The sequence below is a fragment of the Buchnera aphidicola (Brachycaudus cardui) genome (assembly GCF_005081945.1).
Taxonomy (GTDB): domain Bacteria; phylum Pseudomonadota; class Gammaproteobacteria; order Enterobacterales; family Enterobacteriaceae; genus Buchnera; species Buchnera aphidicola_AN.
Genome location: NZ_CP034879.1, coordinates 404353 through 425017, shown reverse-complemented (window position 1 = coordinate 425017; position 20665 = coordinate 404353). Strand labels below are relative to the sequence as shown.

15 protein-coding genes and 1 tRNA gene are annotated in these 20665 nt (G+C 26.2%); 12 read left to right on the top strand and 4 right to left on the bottom strand.

The window, feature by feature from the left end:
• The first annotated feature begins 94 nt into the window (after positions 1–94).
• The 10 genes from glmM (at position 95) to D9V67_RS01910 (ending at position 12877) form a co-directional block, all read left to right on the top strand.
• A complete protein-coding gene (glmM, locus tag D9V67_RS01955; protein ID WP_158359597.1) occupies positions 95–1429 on the top strand; it encodes a phosphoglucosamine mutase in 1335 nt (444 codons plus the stop codon).
• Positions 1430–1689: 260 nt separating this feature from the next.
• Complete coding sequence (gene secG / locus D9V67_RS01950) at positions 1690–2019, top strand: preprotein translocase subunit SecG (RefSeq protein WP_158359595.1); 330 nt, start codon at positions 1690–1692, stop codon at positions 2017–2019.
• Positions 2020–2079: 60 nt separating this feature from the next.
• Positions 2080–2162, top strand: a tRNA-Leu gene (locus D9V67_RS01945).
• A gap of 279 nt (positions 2163–2441) precedes the next feature.
• Entirely contained in the window at positions 2442–3929 is a 1488-nt protein-coding gene (gene nusA, locus D9V67_RS01940) for a transcription termination factor NusA (protein ID WP_158359593.1), read from the top strand.
• Positions 3930–3946: 17 nt separating this feature from the next.
• Positions 3947–6592, top strand: a complete 2646-nt coding sequence (gene infB / locus D9V67_RS01935) for a translation initiation factor IF-2 (RefSeq protein WP_158359591.1) — start codon at positions 3947–3949, stop codon at positions 6590–6592.
• A 48-nt stretch (positions 6593–6640) separates the two neighbouring features.
• Entirely contained in the window at positions 6641–7024 is a 384-nt protein-coding gene (gene rbfA, locus D9V67_RS01930) for a 30S ribosome-binding factor RbfA (RefSeq protein WP_158359589.1), read from the top strand.
• Between the two features lie 17 nt (positions 7025–7041).
• Positions 7042–7977 carry a tRNA pseudouridine(55) synthase TruB gene (gene truB / locus D9V67_RS01925; RefSeq protein ID WP_158359587.1) on the top strand — a complete coding sequence of 312 codons (936 nt, stop codon included), beginning with the start codon at positions 7042–7044 and terminating at the stop codon, positions 7975–7977.
• Between the two features lie 101 nt (positions 7978–8078).
• The gene (rpsO, locus tag D9V67_RS01920; RefSeq protein ID WP_158359586.1) at positions 8079–8348 is read left to right on the top strand and encodes a 30S ribosomal protein S15; all 270 of its coding nucleotides are present in this window, start codon (positions 8079–8081) and stop codon (positions 8346–8348) included.
• Positions 8349–8538: 190 nt separating this feature from the next.
• Entirely contained in the window at positions 8539–10662 is a 2124-nt protein-coding gene (gene pnp, locus D9V67_RS01915) for a polyribonucleotide nucleotidyltransferase (RefSeq protein WP_158359585.1), read from the top strand.
• 415 nt (positions 10663–11077) lie between these two features.
• Positions 11078–12877, top strand: coding sequence for a DEAD/DEAH family ATP-dependent RNA helicase (locus D9V67_RS01910; protein WP_158359584.1), 1800 nt, complete (start codon positions 11078–11080; stop codon positions 12875–12877).
• Between the two features lie 97 nt (positions 12878–12974).
• On the opposite strand, the gene D9V67_RS01905 is transcribed toward D9V67_RS01910, so the two are convergent.
• The 4 genes from D9V67_RS01905 to argF form a co-directional block, all read right to left on the bottom strand.
• Positions 12975–13361, bottom strand: coding sequence for a Rid family detoxifying hydrolase (locus D9V67_RS01905; protein ID WP_158359583.1), 387 nt, complete (start codon positions 13359–13361; stop codon positions 12975–12977).
• Between the two features lie 56 nt (positions 13362–13417).
• Positions 13418–13876, bottom strand: coding sequence for an aspartate carbamoyltransferase regulatory subunit (gene pyrI, locus D9V67_RS01900; RefSeq protein WP_158359582.1), 459 nt, complete (start codon positions 13874–13876; stop codon positions 13418–13420).
• A gap of 7 nt (positions 13877–13883) precedes the next feature.
• The gene (gene pyrB / locus D9V67_RS01895; protein WP_158359581.1) at positions 13884–14819 is read right to left on the bottom strand and encodes an aspartate carbamoyltransferase; all 936 of its coding nucleotides are present in this window, start codon (positions 14817–14819) and stop codon (positions 13884–13886) included.
• A 111-nt stretch (positions 14820–14930) separates the two neighbouring features.
• The gene (gene argF / locus D9V67_RS01890) at positions 14931–15947 is read right to left on the bottom strand and encodes an ornithine carbamoyltransferase (RefSeq protein ID WP_158359580.1); all 1017 of its coding nucleotides are present in this window, start codon (positions 15945–15947) and stop codon (positions 14931–14933) included.
• Between the two features lie 245 nt (positions 15948–16192).
• Here argF and D9V67_RS01885 point away from each other — a divergent pair, with 245 nt between their 5' ends.
• Both D9V67_RS01885 and D9V67_RS01880 read left to right on the top strand, forming a co-directional pair.
• Positions 16193–17689, top strand: coding sequence for a leucyl aminopeptidase (locus tag D9V67_RS01885; RefSeq protein WP_158359579.1), 1497 nt, complete (start codon positions 16193–16195; stop codon positions 17687–17689).
• Between the two features lie 98 nt (positions 17690–17787).
• Positions 17788–20655 (top strand): valine--tRNA ligase, encoded by a 2868-nt coding sequence (locus tag D9V67_RS01880; protein WP_158359578.1) that lies wholly within the window; start codon positions 17788–17790, stop codon positions 20653–20655.
• Positions 20656–20665: the final 10 nt, after the last annotated feature.

Here is a 20665-nt window from a genome sequence, read left to right as displayed (position 1 = left end):
AGATTAAAGCTTCATCTTATTTTTTTAAAAAATAACAATTATAATATTTATTGCAAATTTAATCGTATTTGAATCATATAGGAATAAAAATATTATGAACAATTTGCAATATTTTAAAACAGATGGTATCCGTGGAACAGTAGGAAAAAATCCAATGACACCAGAATTTTTATTAAAATTAGGGAGTGCTATTGGCGTAGTTTTAGGACAAAAGAAAACAAAAAAAATCATTATAGGAAAAGATACGCGTATTTCTGGATCTATGTTACAGTCTGCTTTAGAGTTTGGTATTTTATCAACAGGAGTATCTACTTTATTAGCTGATTGCATACCTACTTCAGCAATATCATATTTTACAAGATTTTTTAATGCTTCTTCAGGGGTTGTAATTTCAGCATCTCATAATGTCTGTGATGATAATGGAATAAAAATTTTTGATAAAAATGGAATAAAACTAACTAAAGAAGTTGAACGTGTTGTAGAAAAAAATATTATGAATACTTTTTTTTATCCTGATTTCATTTATTTTGGTTGTTCTCGTCAGATTATTAATGCTGAAAGTCATTACATCAATTTTTGTAAAAATACTTTTCCTGAGCATTTAAATTTATCTAGATTTACTATTGTCCTTGATTGTGCTAATGGATCTACTTATAGAGTAGCACCTAAGATTTTTGAAGATTTAGGTGCAAAAATAATTACTGTTTCTATTAAACCTAATGGAATAAATATTAATAAAAATTCAGGATCTACTAATATTTTAAAATTAAAACAATTAGTGATATCAAAAAAAGCAGACATTGGTTTAGCATTTGATGGTGATGGTGATCGTGTTATTATGGTTGATCATTTAGGTAATGAAATAGATGGAGATCAAATTATTTATGTAATTGCTAAAGAATATTTAAGAACAAAACAATTAAATGGAGGTGTTGTAGGTACTTTAATGACTAATATGGGGATTATTTTAGGTTTAAAAAATATTGGCATTCCTTTTTATGCAGCACAAATAGGAGATCGTAATGTATATAGTAAGATTCAAGAGAAAAAATGGATATTAGGAGCAGAAAAATCAGGACATATTATTCTTTCAGATAAGCATTCTACTGGTGATGGTATTATAGCGAGTCTTCAAGTTTTATCAAGTATGATTAATAATAATATGACTTTAAATCATTTATTAAGTGAAATAAAACTTTTTCCTCAGATATTATTAAATGTTTTTTTAAAAAAAGATGTTAATTTTGAAAAAGAACAAAAAATACAAAATATTCTTTCTAAATATAAAGATATTTTAGGTTATAACAGTCGTGTATTACTTCGTAAATCTGGTACAGAACCTTGTATTCGAATAATGGTTGAAGGTCAAAATTATTTAAAGGTTTATCGTCTGGCTCATTATATTGCTAAATTGATTCAATTGCTTTAATGAATATGTTTATATAGAAATTATTTTAGTTTTTCTTTATATTTAATATTAATGAAATTTCGTTTAAAAAATTTAAGTAGTATCAATATATCAATGGTATAGTGATAATATTTTAAATATTATGTATAGAATATATTTTATATATTTTAAAAATAAAAAATATAGATAATTTATATGTAATAATTTTATATATAAATTACTTATCTAAGAAAACTTATTATAAATAATTTATATGTTATAAAAAAAGGAAAAAATTTTTTATGTATTGGTTTTTTTTAATTTTTTTTATTTTTATTTCCCTATTTTTAGTTCTGTTAATTTTATTAAATCCAGGAAAAGGATGTAGTAATACATTTAATTTAGATACTAAAAATAATACTAAATTTTTTAGTGGTATAAGTAATAATAGTTTTATGACTAATATTATTAGTATTTTTTCTTTTTTATTTTTATTGATAAGTCTTATTTTATGTAATATTAATAGTAAAAAAATGGAAACAGATTTTCTTTTAGAAGATAGTATAAAAAATGAAATTCAGAATGAAGCTGTATTAGATAAAAAATCATCAAGTTCTGATATACCTTATTAAAGTTTATAAAATTAAAGATGCGTATATATTAATCTTACTTTTAATAATAAATTTTTTTATACCGAGGTGGTGAAATTGGTAGACACGCTATCTTGAGGGGATAGTGCTAAATAAGCATATGGGTTCAAATCCCATCCTCGGTACTACTTATTTTATTTAAAATTTTTAGATCAATAATTTAATATACAGGGTAATATTGCCTAAAACCCCGAATTTTCGGGGTTTTTTATTAGAAGATTTATTCTAATTTATATGATATTAATAATTCTTTAAATATTAAATAATAATTAATTATATACACTCTTAATTGATAAAAATTAGTGTATTAATTGTTTAATTTAAAAATTATTTTTTGTAATTAATACATGCAAAATGAATTATCATTGCTCATTTGAAAAGTTTTTATTTTGAGGTGCTTTAATATGAATAAAGAAATATTAGCTGTTGTAGAAGCTGTTTCTAATGAAAAATCTCTACCTCGTGAAAAAATTTTTGAAGCCTTAGAAATTGCTTTAGCAACAGCAACTAAGAAAAAACATGAACAAGAAATTGATGTTAGAGTTAGTATAAATCGCAAAACTGGAGATTTTACTACTTTTCGACGTTGGATGGTCGTAGATATAGTAACTCAACCTACTAGAGAAATCACTTTAGAAGCAGCTTGTTTTGAAGGTGAAACAGTTCAAGTGAATGATTATATAGAAGATCATATGGAATCTGTAAATTTTGATCGTATAACAACTCAAACTGCAAAACAAGTCATTGTACAAAAAGTTCGTGAAGCAGAACGAGCAATGTTAGTAGATCAATTTCGTAAATATATTGGTCAAATAATTACTGGTGTAGTAAAAAAAATTAATCGAGATAATCTAACTTTAGATTTAGGTAATAATGCTGAAGCTTTAATTTTGCGAGAAGGTATGTTACCTAGAGAAAACTTTCGTCCTGGTGATCGTATTCGTGGTATTTTGTATGGAGTACATCCAGAAGCTCGTGGTGCTCAATTATTTATTAGTCGTTCAAAAACAGAGATGTTAATTGAATTATTTCGAATAGAAGTGCCAGAAATTGGAGAAGAAGTTATAGAAATAAAAGCTGCTGCTCGTGATCCAGGATCTCGTGCAAAAATTGCAGTGAAAACGAATGATAAACGTATAGATCCAGTAGGAGCGTGTGTAGGTATGAGGGGAGCTCGTGTACAAGCAGTATCAAGTGAATTATGCGGTGAACGTATTGATATTATTTTATGGGATAACAATCCTGCTCAATTTGTTATTAATGCTATGGCTCCTGCTGATGTTGCCTCAATTGTCGTAGATGAAGATCATCATACCATGGATATAGCTGTAGATGCAGGTAATTTAGCACAAGCTATTGGTCGAAATGGTCAAAATGTTCGTTTAGCTTCTCAAATAAGTGGTTGGGAATTAAATGTTATGACTACAGAAGATCTTCATTCTAAACATCAAGAAGAAGCTCATGCTGCTTTTAATACTTTTAAAAAAAATTTAAATATTAATGAAAACATTATTAAAATTTTGGTAAAAGAAGGATTTTCTTCTCTGGAAGAATTAGCTTATATACCATTTGATGAGTTGTTAAATATTAATAATTTAAGCAAAGAAGAAGCAAGACTAGTACGTGAAGGTGCTAAAAATAGATTACGTATAATAGAATCAGATAAAAAGAACAAAATTCAAGAAAAAAAAATAGAAGAAGCTTTATTAAATATTAATGGTATGAATGCAATGTTAGCTTTGCAATTAGCTGAAAAGAACATATTTACTTTAGAAGAATTAGCTGATCAAGGAATAGATGATTTAACTGATATTAAGAATTTAAATTCTGAACAAGCTGGTTTATTAATTATGACTGCTCGTAATATCTGTTGGTTTGGTAGTAAAGTCTGATAATAGGAAGAAATAGTATGACAGATATAAGTTTAAAAAATTTATCTAATGAAATTAAAATATCAATCAAAAAATTGATAAAAGAGTTATCTAGTATAGGTATATTAAAAAATGAAAACGATCATATTACTTTAGTTGAAAAAAATATTTTATTAAAACATTTAGAATCTATAAAAAAATCTTCTTTAAATACTCTAATTTTACAAAGAAAAACACGTAGCACTTTAAGTGTATCAACAATTAGTGGAAAAAATAAATCTATACAAGTAGAAATTAGGAAAAAAAGAACTTATATAAAAAATAATAAATTTGAAATTACAGCATTGTCAAATACTTTAAAAAAAACTGAATCTGCAGTTAAAAAAGAACTTTTTTTAAAAAATAAACAAAATAATAGTTTAAAAATATCAACAGATATTAATGTTTTAGGGAAAAAACATAAAAAAAATATTGATAGATTAGAATTCAATAAAATTAATACAGAATCTTTAAATTCAAAAAAAATAAATAAATTAAAAAATTTAGATATTTTTAGTAAAGATGAAAAAAATAAGAAAATAAAAAGACATATAGAATATGATCTTGGTAATTTAAATGAAAAAAAAAGAACCAAAGAAATTATAGATATTAGAAAATCTTATAAAGAAGAAAAAAAAGATTATCATCTAACAACATTTTTACATGCTCGTCAGGCTGAAGATGATCATGATAGAGATGTAGAAAAGGATAAAAGAAATCATAGTCGAATTTTAAAAAATTATCGTCATAAAAAAAATAATAAAAATTTTCATAATGGAAAATTTCATAAAGAAGAAACTCGAATTTCTAATCGTCATAAAAAAAATAATAAGCAAAAAAATAAACCTATTTTATTGCAACAAGTTTTTAAAAAACCTGAGTCTGTTGTTAACAGAGATGTTGTAATTAGCGGTATGATTTCTGTATCTGATTTAGCAAATAAAATGGCTATAAAAAGTTCTGAAGTGATTAAAAATATGATGAATATTGGTATTATAGGTACTATTAATCACATTCTTGATCAAGATACAGCTCAGTTAATTGCAGAAGAAATGGGTCATAAAGTTATTTTACAAAGAGAAAATGTGTTAGAAGAAATGATTATGAAAGATCGCGATCTAGGGAATAATATTTCTATTCTTCGAGCACCAGTAGTAACTATTATGGGACATGTTGATCATGGAAAAACATCATTATTAGATCATATTCGTTCAACAAAAACAGCATTTTACGAAGCTGGAGGCATTACACAAAATATCGGTGCTTATCATGTTAAAACTGATTTAGGTTCTATTACTTTTTTAGATACTCCGGGTCATTCAGCTTTTACTGCAATGAGATCTCGTGGAGTAAAAATTACTGATATTGTTGTTTTAGTTGTAGCTGCAGATGATGGAGTTATGCCACAAACTATTGAAGCTATTCAACATGCACAAGCAGCTAATGTGCCGGTAATAGTCGCTATTAACAAAATTGATAAAATAGATTCAGATGCTGATAAAGTAAAAAATGATTTAATGAAATATAATATTCTTTCAGAAGAATGGGGTGGTGATAATATATTTGTTCCTATTTCTGCAAAGACAGGAAAAGGTATTGATAAATTATTAAATGTAATTTTATTACAAGCAGAAATATTGGAATTGAAAGCAGTACCTACTGGTATGGCAGAAGGTGTTGTTATTGAGTCTTTTCTTGATAAAGGTAGAGGTCCTATAGCTACTGTATTAGTTCAAAAAGGTAATTTGAATAAAGGGGATATAATATTATGTGGTTTTGAATACGGTCGTATTAAATCTCTTCGTAATCAATCTGGAGATGAAGTATTGAGTGCAGGACCCTCTATTCCAGTAGAAATTTTAGGATTATCAAAAGTTCCTTTTTCTGGAGATATAGTAACTGTAGTACGTAATGAAAAAAAAGCAAGAGAAGTAGCATCTTATAGAAAAGAAAAATCTCGTGAAAGCAAATTATTAAAACAAAATAAAATAAATTTAGATAATATGTTTGATAATATAAATAAAAATGATGTTTCTGAATTAAAAATTATTCTTAAATCTGATGTACAAGGTTCTTTGGAAGCTATCTCTGGTGCTTTATTAAAGTTATCTACTAATGAAGTAAAAATTAAAATAATAGGATTAGGTATTGGAGGTATTACAGAAACAGATGCTTCTTTAGCTCTAGCTTCAAATGCTATTATTTTAGGATTTAATGTTAGAGCAGATTCTTCTGCTAAAAAAATAATTAATATAGAAAATTTAGATCTGCGTTACTATTCAGTAATTTATGATTTAATTGATGAAGTAAAATCTGCTATGACAGGTTTGTTATCCCCTGAATATAAACAAAATATTATAGGATTAGCTGAGGTTAGAAATACTTTTAAATCACCTAAATTTGGTTTAATTGCTGGTTGTATGGTTATTGAAGGTGTTATTAAACGTAGTAATCCAATTCATGTTTTAAGAGATAATATAGTTATATATGAAGGTGAGTTAGAATCTTTACGTCGTTTTAAAGAAGACGTTAATGAAATACGTAATGGATTAGAATGTGGTATTGGTATAAAAAATTATAATGATATACGTGTTAAAGATATTATAGAAGTTTTTGAAATGAAAGAAATTAAACGGATTTTATAAATAAAAAAGTATACAATTTTTATAAAAAATTTATTTTGGTAATAAAAAATGGAAAAATCTTTTAATCGATCAGTTCGTATTGCACAAGAATTACAAAAAAAAATAGCTATTATTATACAGTATTCATTACAAGATCCTCGTATTAAAGGGATTATTACAGTTTCTGCAGTACAAGTGTCTAAAGATTTATCTCATGCTCAAGTTTTCATTAGTTTTTTAAGTAGTCAAGATTCATTAAAAATAAAAAAATATTTAATGATTTTAAATCAGGCTTCAGGTTATATTCGAAAATTACTATGTAATAAAATAAGATTACGCATTATGCCAAATATTATTTTTTATCATGATAATTCTTTATTAAAAGGTAATTATATTTCGACGATATTAAATAATTTAGATAAAAATAATGAAACTAAATTATATCATGAATAAAAAATAAGGATGAATAGATGTTTCTTCAAAAAAAACGCAATATTCATGGATTGTTATTATTAGATAAACCTTTAGGAATATCTTCTAATCATGCTTTGCAGAAAGTAAAATGTATTTTTAATGCAAAGAAAGCAGGATATATTGGTACTTTAGATCCCTTAGCAACAGGAATGTTACCAATTTGTTTTGGAGAATGTACAAAATTTGCTAGTTATTTGACAGACTCTAACAAACGATACCATGTAATTGCAAAATTAGGAGAAAAAACATCTACATCTGATTCTTATGGTGTTGTAATTAAAAAACGTCCTATTTTATTTACATCTTATCAACTCGATGCATCTATAAAAGCGCTTACTGGTCTAATTAATCAAATTCCTTCAATGTATTCAGCAATAAAATGTAATGGTATACCTTTATATAAATATGCACGTCAAGGTTTAAATATTCAGCGTAGTATAAGAAAAATATCAATATATAAAATTGATCATATTTTTCAAAAAAATAATTTAATTGAATTTAAAGTATTTTGTTCTAAGGGTACATATATTCGAACTCTTGTCGAAGATCTAGGAGAAAAATTAGGTTGTGGAGCTCATGTAGTTTTCTTACGACGTTTACAGGTAGCATCATATTCTTATAATAAACTAGTAAAAATATCTGATTTATATAAATTATTAAATAGAGAAAAAATTGACAATATTAATGTTTTTGAAAAGATCGATAATTTATTGATGCCTATAGATAGTCCTATATCTTTTTTACCAGCAGTATATATTTCTTCAAAACAAGCTTACTATTTTAAGCTAGGACAGGTATTAAATGTTAGTTCTAACATTCAAAATAGCTTAGTACGTGTAATAGATGAAGATAAAAAATTTATTGGTTTGGGAAAAATTAAAAAAGAAGAATTATTAATACCGTATCGATTACTTTCTAATGCATACTACTAACTAAGTTCTACACTATTAAATTTAAGATGAGCATGATATTATTTTCCAATGACTTAATTAAATTACATGTTTAATATTGATTTTAATATATGGAGTATTATATGTCTCTGTGTGCAATAGATACAAAAAAAATTATTTTAAAATATGGTCAAAATAAACAAGATAGTGGAAAAACAGAAGTTCAAATTGCGTTGTTAACAACTCAAATTAATAATCTTCAAATACATTTTTCTGAACATAAAAAAGACCATTGTAGTCGTCGAGGTTTGTTGAACATGGTTTCTAAACGTCGTAAATTATTAGATTATTTAAAGAAAAAAAATATCTCTCGTTATTCTATTTTAATTAACGATTTGCATTTAAGACGGTAAATAGTTATTTTAAAAAATAAACAATTTGTTTTTAATTAAAACATATTTTTTTACAAAGGGCTTTGTTAGCCCTTTTTTTACAATTTTATTTAAACTTTATGAAGAAATATTAATATTTATTCATATATTAAAGTTTAAAAAATGTAATTTATAGTGATTAAAAAATTAGTTTCATGTTAAGGATATTATTTTGCTAAATCCCATTGTACGTAAATTTCAATATGGTCAATATACTATTACTTTAGAAACAGGAATAATGGCTAGACAAGCTACAGCTGCTGTTATGGCTAGTATGGATGATACAGCAGTTTTTGTAACTGTTGTAGGACAAAAAAAAACGCATATCGGACAGAAATTTTTTCCACTTACTGTTAATTATCAAGAACGTACGTATGCTGCAGGTCGTATACCTGGTGGTTTTTTTAGAAGAGAAGGTCGTCCTAGTGAAAATGAAATATTAATAGCTAGATTAATTGATAGACCTATTCGTCCTTTATTTCCTAAAAATTTTTTAAATGAAATTCAAATTATTGCTACAGTTGTATCAGTAAATCCTCAGATTAACCCCGATATAATTTCTATTATAGGAGCATCAGCAGCATTAAGTTTATCAGGGATTCCATTTTATGGACCAGTCGGTGCTGCTAGGGTTGGTTATATTAATAATCAATATATATTAAATCCTACTAGTGAAGACATGAAAAATAGTTCCTTAGATTTAGTAATTTCAGGTACTCAGAATGCTGTTCTTATGGTAGAAGCAGAATCAAAAATTCTTAGTGAAGAAAAAATTCTTGAAGCTATTATTTTTGGTCATCAACAACAACAAGTAGTAATTAATAATATTCGTTCTTTATCAAATGAAGCTAGTAAATTACCATGGACTATATCTTATCCAGACACTAATAAAACATTAGAAATTAAAATTATCGAATTATTTGAAAAAGAAATAAGTTCTGCTTATTTAATATTTAATAAACAAGAAAGATCTGAAAAGTTAATTTTGATTAAAGAAGAGATAATAAAAACATGCTCTGATGATAATTCAAATGTTTCTTTATCAGAAATAGAAGATATTTTTCAAAAAATTGAAAAAAAAATTGTACGCAAACGTATATTAAACAATGAAATACGCATTGATGGACGTGAAAAAGATATGATTCGTGCGTTAGATGTTCGTACAGGAATTTTACCTCGTACACATGGTTCTGCTTTATTTACAAGAGGAGAAACTCAATCTTTAGTTTCAGTGACTTTAGGAACTTCTCGAGATGCACAAAATTTAGATGAATTATTAGGAGATAGAACAGATAATTTTTTGTTTCATTATAATTTCCCTCCTTATTCTGTTGGAGAAATAGGAGCAGTAGGATCACCTAAAAGACGTGAAATTGGACATGGTCGTCTTGCAAAAAGAAGTCTATTAGCAGTCATGCCTAAATTAGAAGAGTTTCCTTATACTATTAGAATAGTATCTGAGATTACTGAATCTAATGGTTCTTCTTCTATGGCTTCTGTTTGTGGAGCATCTTTAGCTTTAATGGATGCTGGTGTTCCTATTAAATCTGCTGTTGCTGGAATATCTATGGGGTTAGTTAAAGAAGGTGAGGAATATGTATTACTTTCAGATATTTTAGGAGATGAAGATCATTTAGGAGATATGGATTTTAAAGTTTCTGGAACAGATAAAGGTATTACAGCATTACAGATGGACATGAAGATAGAAGGTATTACTAAAGAAATTATACATGCATCTTTAAATTCAGCAAGATCTGCTCGATTACATATTCTAAATGTAATGAATCAAGCTTTAAGTAAGTCTAGAAGTGAAATTTCTGAACTTGCACCGCGTATCCATACTATTAAAATAAATCCTGAAAAAATCAAAGATGTAATAGGTAAAGGAGGTTCTGTTATTAGAATGCTTACTGAAGAAACTGGAACTATCATTGAAATTGAAGATGATGGTACAGTAAAAATATCTGCTAACATTAGAGAAAAAGCAAAACATGCTATTCGAAGAATTGAGGAAATTACAGCTGAAATTGAAGTAGGTAGGATTTATTCAGGAAAAGTAACTCGTATTGTTGATTTTGGTGCTTTTGTTTCGATTGGATTTGGAAAAGAAGGTTTAGTACATATTTCACAAATTGCTGATAAAAGAGTAGATAAAGTATCTGACTATCTAAAAATTGATCAGATAATATCTGTAAAAGTTTTAGAAATTGATCGTCAAGGTCGTTTAAGATTAAGTATTAAAGACATAGAAAATGCTATTATTCTTAATAAATCAATAAATAGTAATATTATCTGATATAATTATATTAAATCAATAAAATGTATACTATGTATAATGATCAATACATATGTGAAAAACATTTTAATAAAATATAGCTTTATATCTTTTCAAATAGTACCATATATATGATATAAAACTTAATTCATCTTATTTTTAATAATTATCTTTATCTAGAAAATAGATATATGATTTTTTAAAAAAAATAAACTTCAATAAGTTGCTAATGTTATTTTTTGTAGTAAATAATATATCTAAAAAATCATTAGCAATAACTAATAAATACAAATTACTAATTTTTTTAAAAATTTGATTTTGTATTTATTAAATCATTTAATTTGAGCCGGTTCACACTTTTCAATGAGAATAAATCAATATTTTCATAATGAGCTATGTAGACTGGCCACGGTAACTTAAAAGGCATATCTACTGCATGACTCATATTGAAAGCACATTTTCTTTTCTTGGTTTAAATCCTTTTATTATTCAGTCTTTGACTGAAATGGGATATGTTAAACCTTCTCCTATTCAAGCAGCGTGTATTCCTTTGCTTTTAGAAGGACGTGATGTACTAGGTATGGCACAAACTGGAAGCGGTAAAACAGCTGCTTTTTCATTGCCTCTATTACATAATCTTGATATTAATTTAAAAGCCCCTCAAATATTAGTATTAGCTCCTACAAGAGAATTAGCAGTTCAAGTAGCTGAAGCGTTTTCAGACTTTTCTAAATATATGATTGGTGTACATGTATTGCCTTTATACGGTGGTCAAAGGTATGAGTTACAATTACGTTCATTAAGACAAGGACCTCAAATTGTTGTAGGAACTCCAGGACGTTTATTAGATCATTTAAAAAGAGGAACTCTTAAACTTTCTAATTTGCATGGATTAGTTTTAGATGAGGCAGATGAAATGTTACGTATGGGTTTTATCGAAGATGTAGAAACAATTATGGCCCAGATTCCTAAAGAACATCAAACTGCATTATTTTCTGCTACTATGCCAGAAGCAATACGTCGTATTTCTAAAAGATTTATGAAAAATCCACAAGAAATAAAAATACAATCTAATATTACTACACGTCCAGATATTAAACAAAGTTACTGGATGGTATATGGTCGAAAAACTGATGCATTGATCCGTTTTTTAGAAGCTGAAGATTTTTCTGCTACTATTATTTTTGTTAGAACAAAAAATGCAACTTTAGAAGTATCAGAAGCTTTAGAGCGTAATGGATATAATAGTGCTGCATTAAATGGAGATATGAATCAAGCTCTACGAGAACAAACTTTAGAAAGATTAAAAAATGGTCGATTAGATATTTTAATTGCTACAGATGTAGCAGCCCGAGGTCTAGATGTTGATCGTATTAGCTTTGTTATCAATTATGATATTCCAATGGACTCAGAATCTTATGTACATCGTATAGGTCGTACAGGTCGAGCGGGTCGAGCGGGTCGAGCATTACTATTTGTCGAAAATCGTGAGCGTCGTTTATTACGTAATATAGAACGCACTATTAAACAGTCTATTCCAGAAGTGCAGTTACCAAAGATTGAATTATTATCTCAAAGACGTCTTGAACAATTTGCTAAAAAAGTTCAGCAACAATTAGAAAGTCGAGATTTAGAACAATATACTGCTTTATTAGATAAATTATATTCTACAGACGACTTAGATATAAAAACTTTAGCAGCTGCTTTATTAAAAATGGCTCAAGGAGAACGTCCTTTAATTATTAAACCTGATACAGTGAATCGTTTTTCTAAAGATTCATTGTTTAAGGATGAACGTCGGCGTGAAGATAATCGTAACAATCGACAACGTCGTGAGCGTCGTGAAAATAAAGATATGGATTTATATCGTATTGAAGTGGGGCGTAATGATGGTGTAGAAGTTCGTCATATAGTCGGGGCAATTGCTAATGAAGGAAATATTAATAGTCGTCATATTGGTAATATTAAACTTTTTTCCTCTTATTCTACAATTGAATTACCTAAAAGTATGTCTAAAGATTTATTACAACAATTTAATCGTACTAAAATTTTAAATAAACTCATTAATATAAAATTATTACGTGATTCTAGACTGTACGACACTAAAACATCTAATCGTATAGTTTTTAATAAAGATAAACATAATAATCGTCGTTTTTCTGAAAATCGTATAAATAAATCTAGTATTTCTAAAAATGAACCAAAGGCATCTTTTTTCCGTCGTAAAAGTGTTTAATGTTATAAGTTTATGCCGCTTTGCGGCATATTAATTTTAATTTTATATAATTAAAAATAGTTTTTTTATATGCATATTATTTTAATTAATATAAATTTTATTTCTTAAATGCTATAGATTCAATTTCTATTTTTACATTTTTAGGTAAAGCTTGAACTTCTACACAAGATCTAGCAGGAAATGCTGATTGATTATCTATAAAAAATTGCATGTAAATTTTATTAATAATATTAATGTTTTTTAAATCAGTCGTAAAAATCGTAGTTTTGACAATATCTTTTACGTGAAAATGTGATGCTATTAAAATAGATTTTATGTTTGTTAATACAATATGTGTTTGTTCAGCAATATTTTCTGGGATATTATTAGATATAATATCAATCGGTATTTGTCCTGATAATATAAGAATATTATTAATTTGAATAGCTTGTGAATACGGTCCAATAGGTTTAGGTGCATGTTCACTATTAATTATATTTTTCATATTTAACAACCATTTTATATGTGATATTTTTTTATTTTATGATAATACTATCATTATTATGATAGTACTATATTTTTAGAAAATTCTTTTTCACAATATTTGCATTTTAAAGTTATATTATGAAATTTATCTTTTTGAAAAATAAAACTAGAGGTAATGAAATTATCGTGACTAATACAATTACTATTTGGACAAATTAAAATACGGTCAATTTTTTTAGGTAAATTTGGAAAAGTTTTCCCTACAAGATTATAATTATTAATATAATTAACAGTAGCATATGGAGCATAAATTGCCAATTGATTAATTTGATCATCACTGAGAAAAGTATTTTCAATTTTTATAATATCTTTTTTTCCTAATTTTTGAGAAGGGAGATTTAATCCTATTGTAATTCGTTTTTCTGTTTCAGTGAATCTGAATAAAGACAATAATTTAAAACCAATATTTGCAGGTATATGATCAATAACACTACCTGATCTAATGGCTTCAACTTGAAGTTTATTTATTTGCATTTGTTGTTTATTTTAAATGTTTTTCTATTAGTACTAAAGACAAAATTGCTTGACGTGCATAAATTCCATTTGCTGCTTGTTTAAAATACCAAGCATAAGGTGTATAATCAACATCATGATCTATTTCATCTATACGAGGCAGAGGATGTAATATTTTTAAATTACTACGTGCATTTTTTAAAGTTGAAGAATGTAATACAAATTTTGCTTTTGCATTTGCATATTCAGTAGAATCAAGTCTTTCTTTTTGTACACGAGTCATATAAAGAATATCTATTTCAGATATAATTTCTTCAATATTGTTATGCCTTTTCCAAAAAATATCTTTTTTATCCAGCATATCATTAATATAATTAGGCATTTTTAAAGCATCAGGAGAAATAAAAAAGAATTTATTACTTTTAAATTTTGCTAATGCTTGTGTTAATGAATGTACGGTTCTACCGTATTTAAGGTCTCCAACTATAGCAATATTTAAATCAGTCAGTCTATTTTGAGTTTCTTTAATAGTAAATAGATCTAATAATGTTTGTGTAGGATGTTGGTTAGATCCATCTCCTGCATTAAATACGGGAACACCATTAGAAAATTCTGATGCTAAACGTGCAGAACCTTCTTGTGGATGACGAATAATAATAGCATCTACATAAGAACTAATTACTGCAATAGTGTCTGCTAATGTTTCTCCTTTCTTTCCTAAAGAAATATTATTTCCATCAGAAAATCCTATTATAGAAGCTCCTAATCGATACATAGCAGTTTCAAACGATAAACGCGTGCGAGTTGAGGCTTCAAAAAAACAACTCGCTATAATTTTATTTTTTAATAAATTAGAGTGTGGTGTTTTTTTAAGGATTGCAGATTTTTTTAAAACTAATTCTAATTCATTACGATGAAGATCATTAATTGAAATTATGTTTTTTTTATATAGAGGATTTCTCAAATTTTATTTTCCTTAATAATGTTAGAAAGGATAGTAAGATACTATAAACTATAGAAATCCTATAAAAATATTAAATATTTTTTTATATTATATACATATTTCTTTATTTTTTTAAAAATTAATATTTTTTAATAGACTAGATACAAGAACTGCTTTTATCGTATGTAATCTATTTTCTGCTTGTTCAAAAATAGTATTTTGATGTTGTTGAAAAATATCATCTGTTATTTCCATGCCATTTTCAAATCCATATTTTTTTAATATAGATTTTCCTATTGTTGTTTTTTGATCATGTAAAGCAGGAAGGCAATGTAATATTTTTACTTCATTATTCTTAGTAAGATCTAACATAGAACGATTAACTTGATAAGAGCTAAGTAATTGAATTCTTGTATTCCATGTTTCTTCGGATTCTCCCATAGATACCCACACATCAGTATAAATAAAATCTACATTATTTACACCATTAGAAATATTTTCAGTACAGATTATTTGTCCTTTTTTATTTTGAGCTTGTTTCTGACAAAATGTAAGTAAATTTTTTTCAGGCCAACACTCTTTAGGAGCTACTAAACGTAAATCCAATCCTACTAATGAAGCGGCTTCTAATAAGCTATTTCCCATATTATTACGCGTATCTCCAACATATGCGCATTTTATTTCGTGAAATTTTTTATTTGGAAAAATTTCTTTTATAGTTAGTAAATCAGCAAGTAATTGTGTTGGATGAAATTTTTCAGTTAAACCATTCCATACTGGTGCTTGTGAGTATTTTGCTAAAACTTCTATTGTTTTATGATGATGACCTCGATACTGAATACCATCATATAAACGTCCAAGAACTTTAGCTGTATCTTGAATAGATTCTTTTTTGCCTAAGTGTGTGCTTCCTGGTCCAAGATATGTAACATTAGCTCCCTGATCGAATGCAGCCACTTCAAAAGAACATCTTGTGCGTGTGGATTCTTTTTCAAAAATTAAAGCAATATTTTTTTTTTTAAGAAGTGGAATTTCTTGATTATTTTTTTTATTATTTTTTAATTTTTGTGCTAAAGCAATAATTTTTTTTAATTCTTCAGTAGTAAAATCTAATAGTCTTAAACAATCACGTTGGTAAAGATCATTCATATTAAGTCTCAGTGTGTTTAATTAAAAATATATTTTAATAAATATTAAAATGAGATAATAAATATTATAGTATATAATATTTTTTTATATTGTAATATTTTTATTAAGTTTAAAATATATTTTTTATTAATTAGTCTTCATATATTTAATATAAATATACAATAATATAATTATTAAAAACACTTATCTTACTATATTATAAAATATAGTTGCTAGTTTTATTATCTTATAAAAGAGTGAATATAATGAAATTTCTTATGAAAAACTGCAATTTAGATAAAGAACAAACTGATTGTATAATAGTAAATATTTTTGATTCATGTCAACTTTCTCATTCTGCACATTATTTAGATAAATGTAGTAATGGACATATCACATCTTTATTAAAATTAGGTGATATGAAGGGAAAAATAGGAGATATTCTTATATTATACAACGTACCTAATATTGTTTGTAATAGAATATTATTAGTTGGTTGTGGAAAAAAAAATCAAATAAAAAAATCTAATATAAAGAAGATATTAAAAAAAACTATAAAAATGATAAAGCAGATATCTATCAAAAATGTAATTTATTCTTTTACTGAAATGAATATTAATGTTACATCCAATGTATATTGGACTACTAGATTTATAATACTTTCTATAAAAGAAATTTTATATAAAATTGTAAAAATTAATGATTTATATAAAAAAATTTTTGATTTAGACATTATTAGCTTTAATTTTTTTGAAAAAAATGATTTACCTACAGCAAAAATAGCTTTGAAACATGCTTTGGCAATTGATTGTGGAATTACAGCTGCAAAAAATATCAGTAATTTACCACCTAATATTTGCAATCCTTTATACTTATCTTATACAGCACAAAAACTTTCTAAAAAATATAAAGAGACAATTACAGTTGAAATAATTGACATCGAGGAAATGAAAAATTTAGGAATGAATGCATATGTATCTGTAGGAAGTGGAGCAAAAAACAAACCATTTATGTCAGTAATAAAATATTCTAGAAATGTTAATAATAATCCAGTTATTGCTTTAGTAGGAAAAGGTTTAACTTTTGATTCAGGAGGCATATCTATAAAACCTTCATATAATATGCATGAAATGAAATATGATATGTGTGGTGCAGCAGCAGTATATGGAGCTTTAATTATGGTTGCCGAACTCAATTTACCTTTAAATGTAATAGGAATTTTATCTGGTTGTGAGAATATGTTAGGAAGTAATGCTTTTAGACCTGGCGATGTTTTAACTACCATGTCGGGTCAAACAGTAGAAATATTAAATACTGATGCTGAAGGACGTTTAGTTTTATGTGATTCATTAACATATGTAGAACGTTTTTCTCCAAGTATAGTAATTGATATTGCTACGTTAACTGGAGCATGTGTTACAGCATTAGGTGAATCTATCAGTGGGTTTTTTACTAATAATGAAGATCTTTCAGAAGAATTAAATCGTGCTTCAAAAGAAACAGATGATAAAATATGGCGTTTACCATTGTTTACAGAATATAAAAAAGGATTAAATTCTTCTATTGCAAATATTTCTAATATAGGAACAAGTAAAGCTGGTGCTATAACTGCAGCATGTTTTCTTTCTTATTTTACAGAAAAATATCATTGGGCACATTTAGATATTGCTGGAACTGCATGGCAATCTAGTAATAAAGGAGCTACAGGTCGTCCTGTTGAACTTTTATGTCAATTCTTGTTGAATCAGGTCAAAAATCACTAGTTCTTGAGTTTATTTAATTATATATAAAATAAGTTTATTATATATTATTTTCGTCATATGGCAATATCGCCTTTTTATTAATAAAATAGTTAAAGAAAATGGAAAAAATTTATAATCCTAAAAATATTGAAGAATTTTTATATAATTTTTGGGAAAAAAATGGGTATTTTAAACCCAATAATATAAAAAAACCTTCTTTTTGTATTATGATGCCTCCTCCTAATATTACAGGAAGTTTACATATGGGTCATGCATTTCAACAAACAATTATGGATATATTAGTTCGTTATCATCGAATGCAAGGCAAAAATACATTATGGCAAGTTGGTACTGATCATGCTGGAATAGCAACACAATTGTTAGTTGAACGTCAAATATTTTTAGAAGAAAAAAAAACTAAAAAAGATTATAGTAGAGATGATTTTATTAAAAAAATTTGGATTTGGAAGAAAAAATACAATAGTATTGTTACTCAACAAATGAGGCGTTTAGGTGTTTCTGTTGATTGGGATCGTGAAAAATTTACTTTAGATGCGGATATTTCTATTTCTGTTCGAGAAGCTTTTATTCTATTATATAAAAATAATTTAATTTATAAGAAAAAAAGATTAGTACATTGGGATTCAAGACTAGAAACTGTAATATCTGATTTAGAAGTTGAACATCGTTTAGTAAAAGGCAAACAATGGTTTATTCGATATCCGATTATTCAAAATAAAGTTATTTCATCTAGTAAAATAAAATATTTAATTATATCTACAACTCGACCTGAAACTTTATTAGGCGATACAGCTATTGCTGTCAATCCAAAAGATCATAAGTATAAGAAATTTATTGGTCAATTTGTAGAATGTCCACTTGTAAACAGAGTCATTCCTATTATTGAAGATAAATATGCTGATATAGAAAAAGGAACAGGTTGTGTTAAAATTACACCAGCACACGATTTTAATGATTATAAAGTAGGATACCATCATAAACTACCTATGATTAATGTTTTTAGTTTTGATGGAAAGATTAGATGTATTGCTCAAGTTTATAGTTATGATGGACAAAAATCTGATATATATAATAATTTTATTCCATTACAATTTCAAAAATTAGATATTTCATCTGCACGAATAAAAATTATTGAAGAAGTTGAAAAATTAGGGTTATTAGATCATATTGAACAATGCGATATCATTACTCCTTATAGCGATCGAAGCGGTGCCACTATTGAACCGATGCTTACAAATCAATGGTATTTAAAAACATCAGCGTTGTCTAAGATAGCTATTGATGCAGTAAAAAACAAAGAAATTAAATTTATTCCGAAACAATATAAAAGTATGTATTTATCTTGGATGAATAATATTGAAGATTGGTGTATTTCTCGTCAACTATGGTGGGGACACCGTATTCCAGTTTGGTATGATGATCAAAAAAATGCATATGTTGGACGAAATGAAGAAGAGATACGTGCAGAATATAGTATATCGAAAGATAAATTATTAATTCAAGATGATGACGTGTTAGATACTTGGTTTTCTTCTGGATTATGGACGTTTTCTACATTAGGATGGCCTAAAAAAACAAAATTTTTAAAAATTTTTCATTCTACAGATATTTTAGTTAGCGGATTTGATATCATTTTTTTTTGGATAGCTAGAATGATTATGTTAACTATGTTTTTTATTAAAGATAAATATGGAAAACCCGAGATACCTTTTAAAAATGTTTATATAACAGGTTTAATTCGAGATGAAGAAGGAAAAAAAATGTCAAAATCTAAAGGAAATGTACTCGATCCCTTAGATATGATAGATGGAATTTCTTTACAGGAATTACTTAAAAAAAGAACTAGTAATTTATTACAACCGAATTTATCTAATAAGATTACTCAAGATACTATTCGACAATTTCCTAAAGGAATTGAATCTACTGGTACAGATGCACTGCGTTTTACTTTTGCTTCATTAGCATCTAGTACACGTGATATACAATGGGATATGAATCGTTTAAAAGGATATCGTAATTTTTGTAATAAACTGTGGAATGCTAGTCGATTTGTTTTAATGAATACAAAAGATCATTGTTTTTTACCATTTAATATAAACGATGAAATGTTAACAGTGAATAAATGGATTTTAGTGGAATTAAACCATACAATTAAATTATATCGTGAATCACTAGATACTTATCGTTTTGATATTGCTTCTAATGTTTTATATGATTTTATTTGGAATATATTTTGTGATTGGTATTTAGAATTTGTAAAAATTATTTTTCATAATAGTTCTTATAAAGAAGTGTATCTTACTAAAAATATTTTAATTTATGTTTTAGAAGTAATTTTAAGGTTAGCTCATCCTATTATTCCTTTTATTACTGAAACAATTTGGCAACGTGTAAAATTAGTTAAAAATATTAAAGATAAAACAATTATGTTACAAAAATTTCCAAAGTATAGTCATGAAATATCTAATAAAAAAATATTGTTGAATATTAATTGGATAAAAAAAATAATTATTTTTTTAAGAACTATCAGAATTAATATGAATATTAATTCTACTAAACTTATACCATTATTTCTGTATAAAATTACTTCTGAACAAGAAGCAGTTATTAAAGAAAATATTTTTTTATTAAAAAAAATGTCTTTTTTAAATGATATAACAATATTATTGAAAGAATATGATGAAGATTTATGTATTAAAGAAATAATTGATGGAGCAGAAATTATACTACCTATATTAAAATTTGTAGATAAAGAAAAAGAATTAAAAAGATTAAAAAAAGAAATCGAAAAAATAGATATTAATTTAATAAAAATTAAAAACAAACTTGCAAATAAAAGTTTTATATCTTATGCTCCAGAAAAAATAGTGATACAAGAAAAAATTAAATTATTAAGATTGAATAAAATATATAAAAAATTATTGCAACAAATAAAAATATTTACTGATTTCCCTAGTAAAAAATAAATTTCATTTT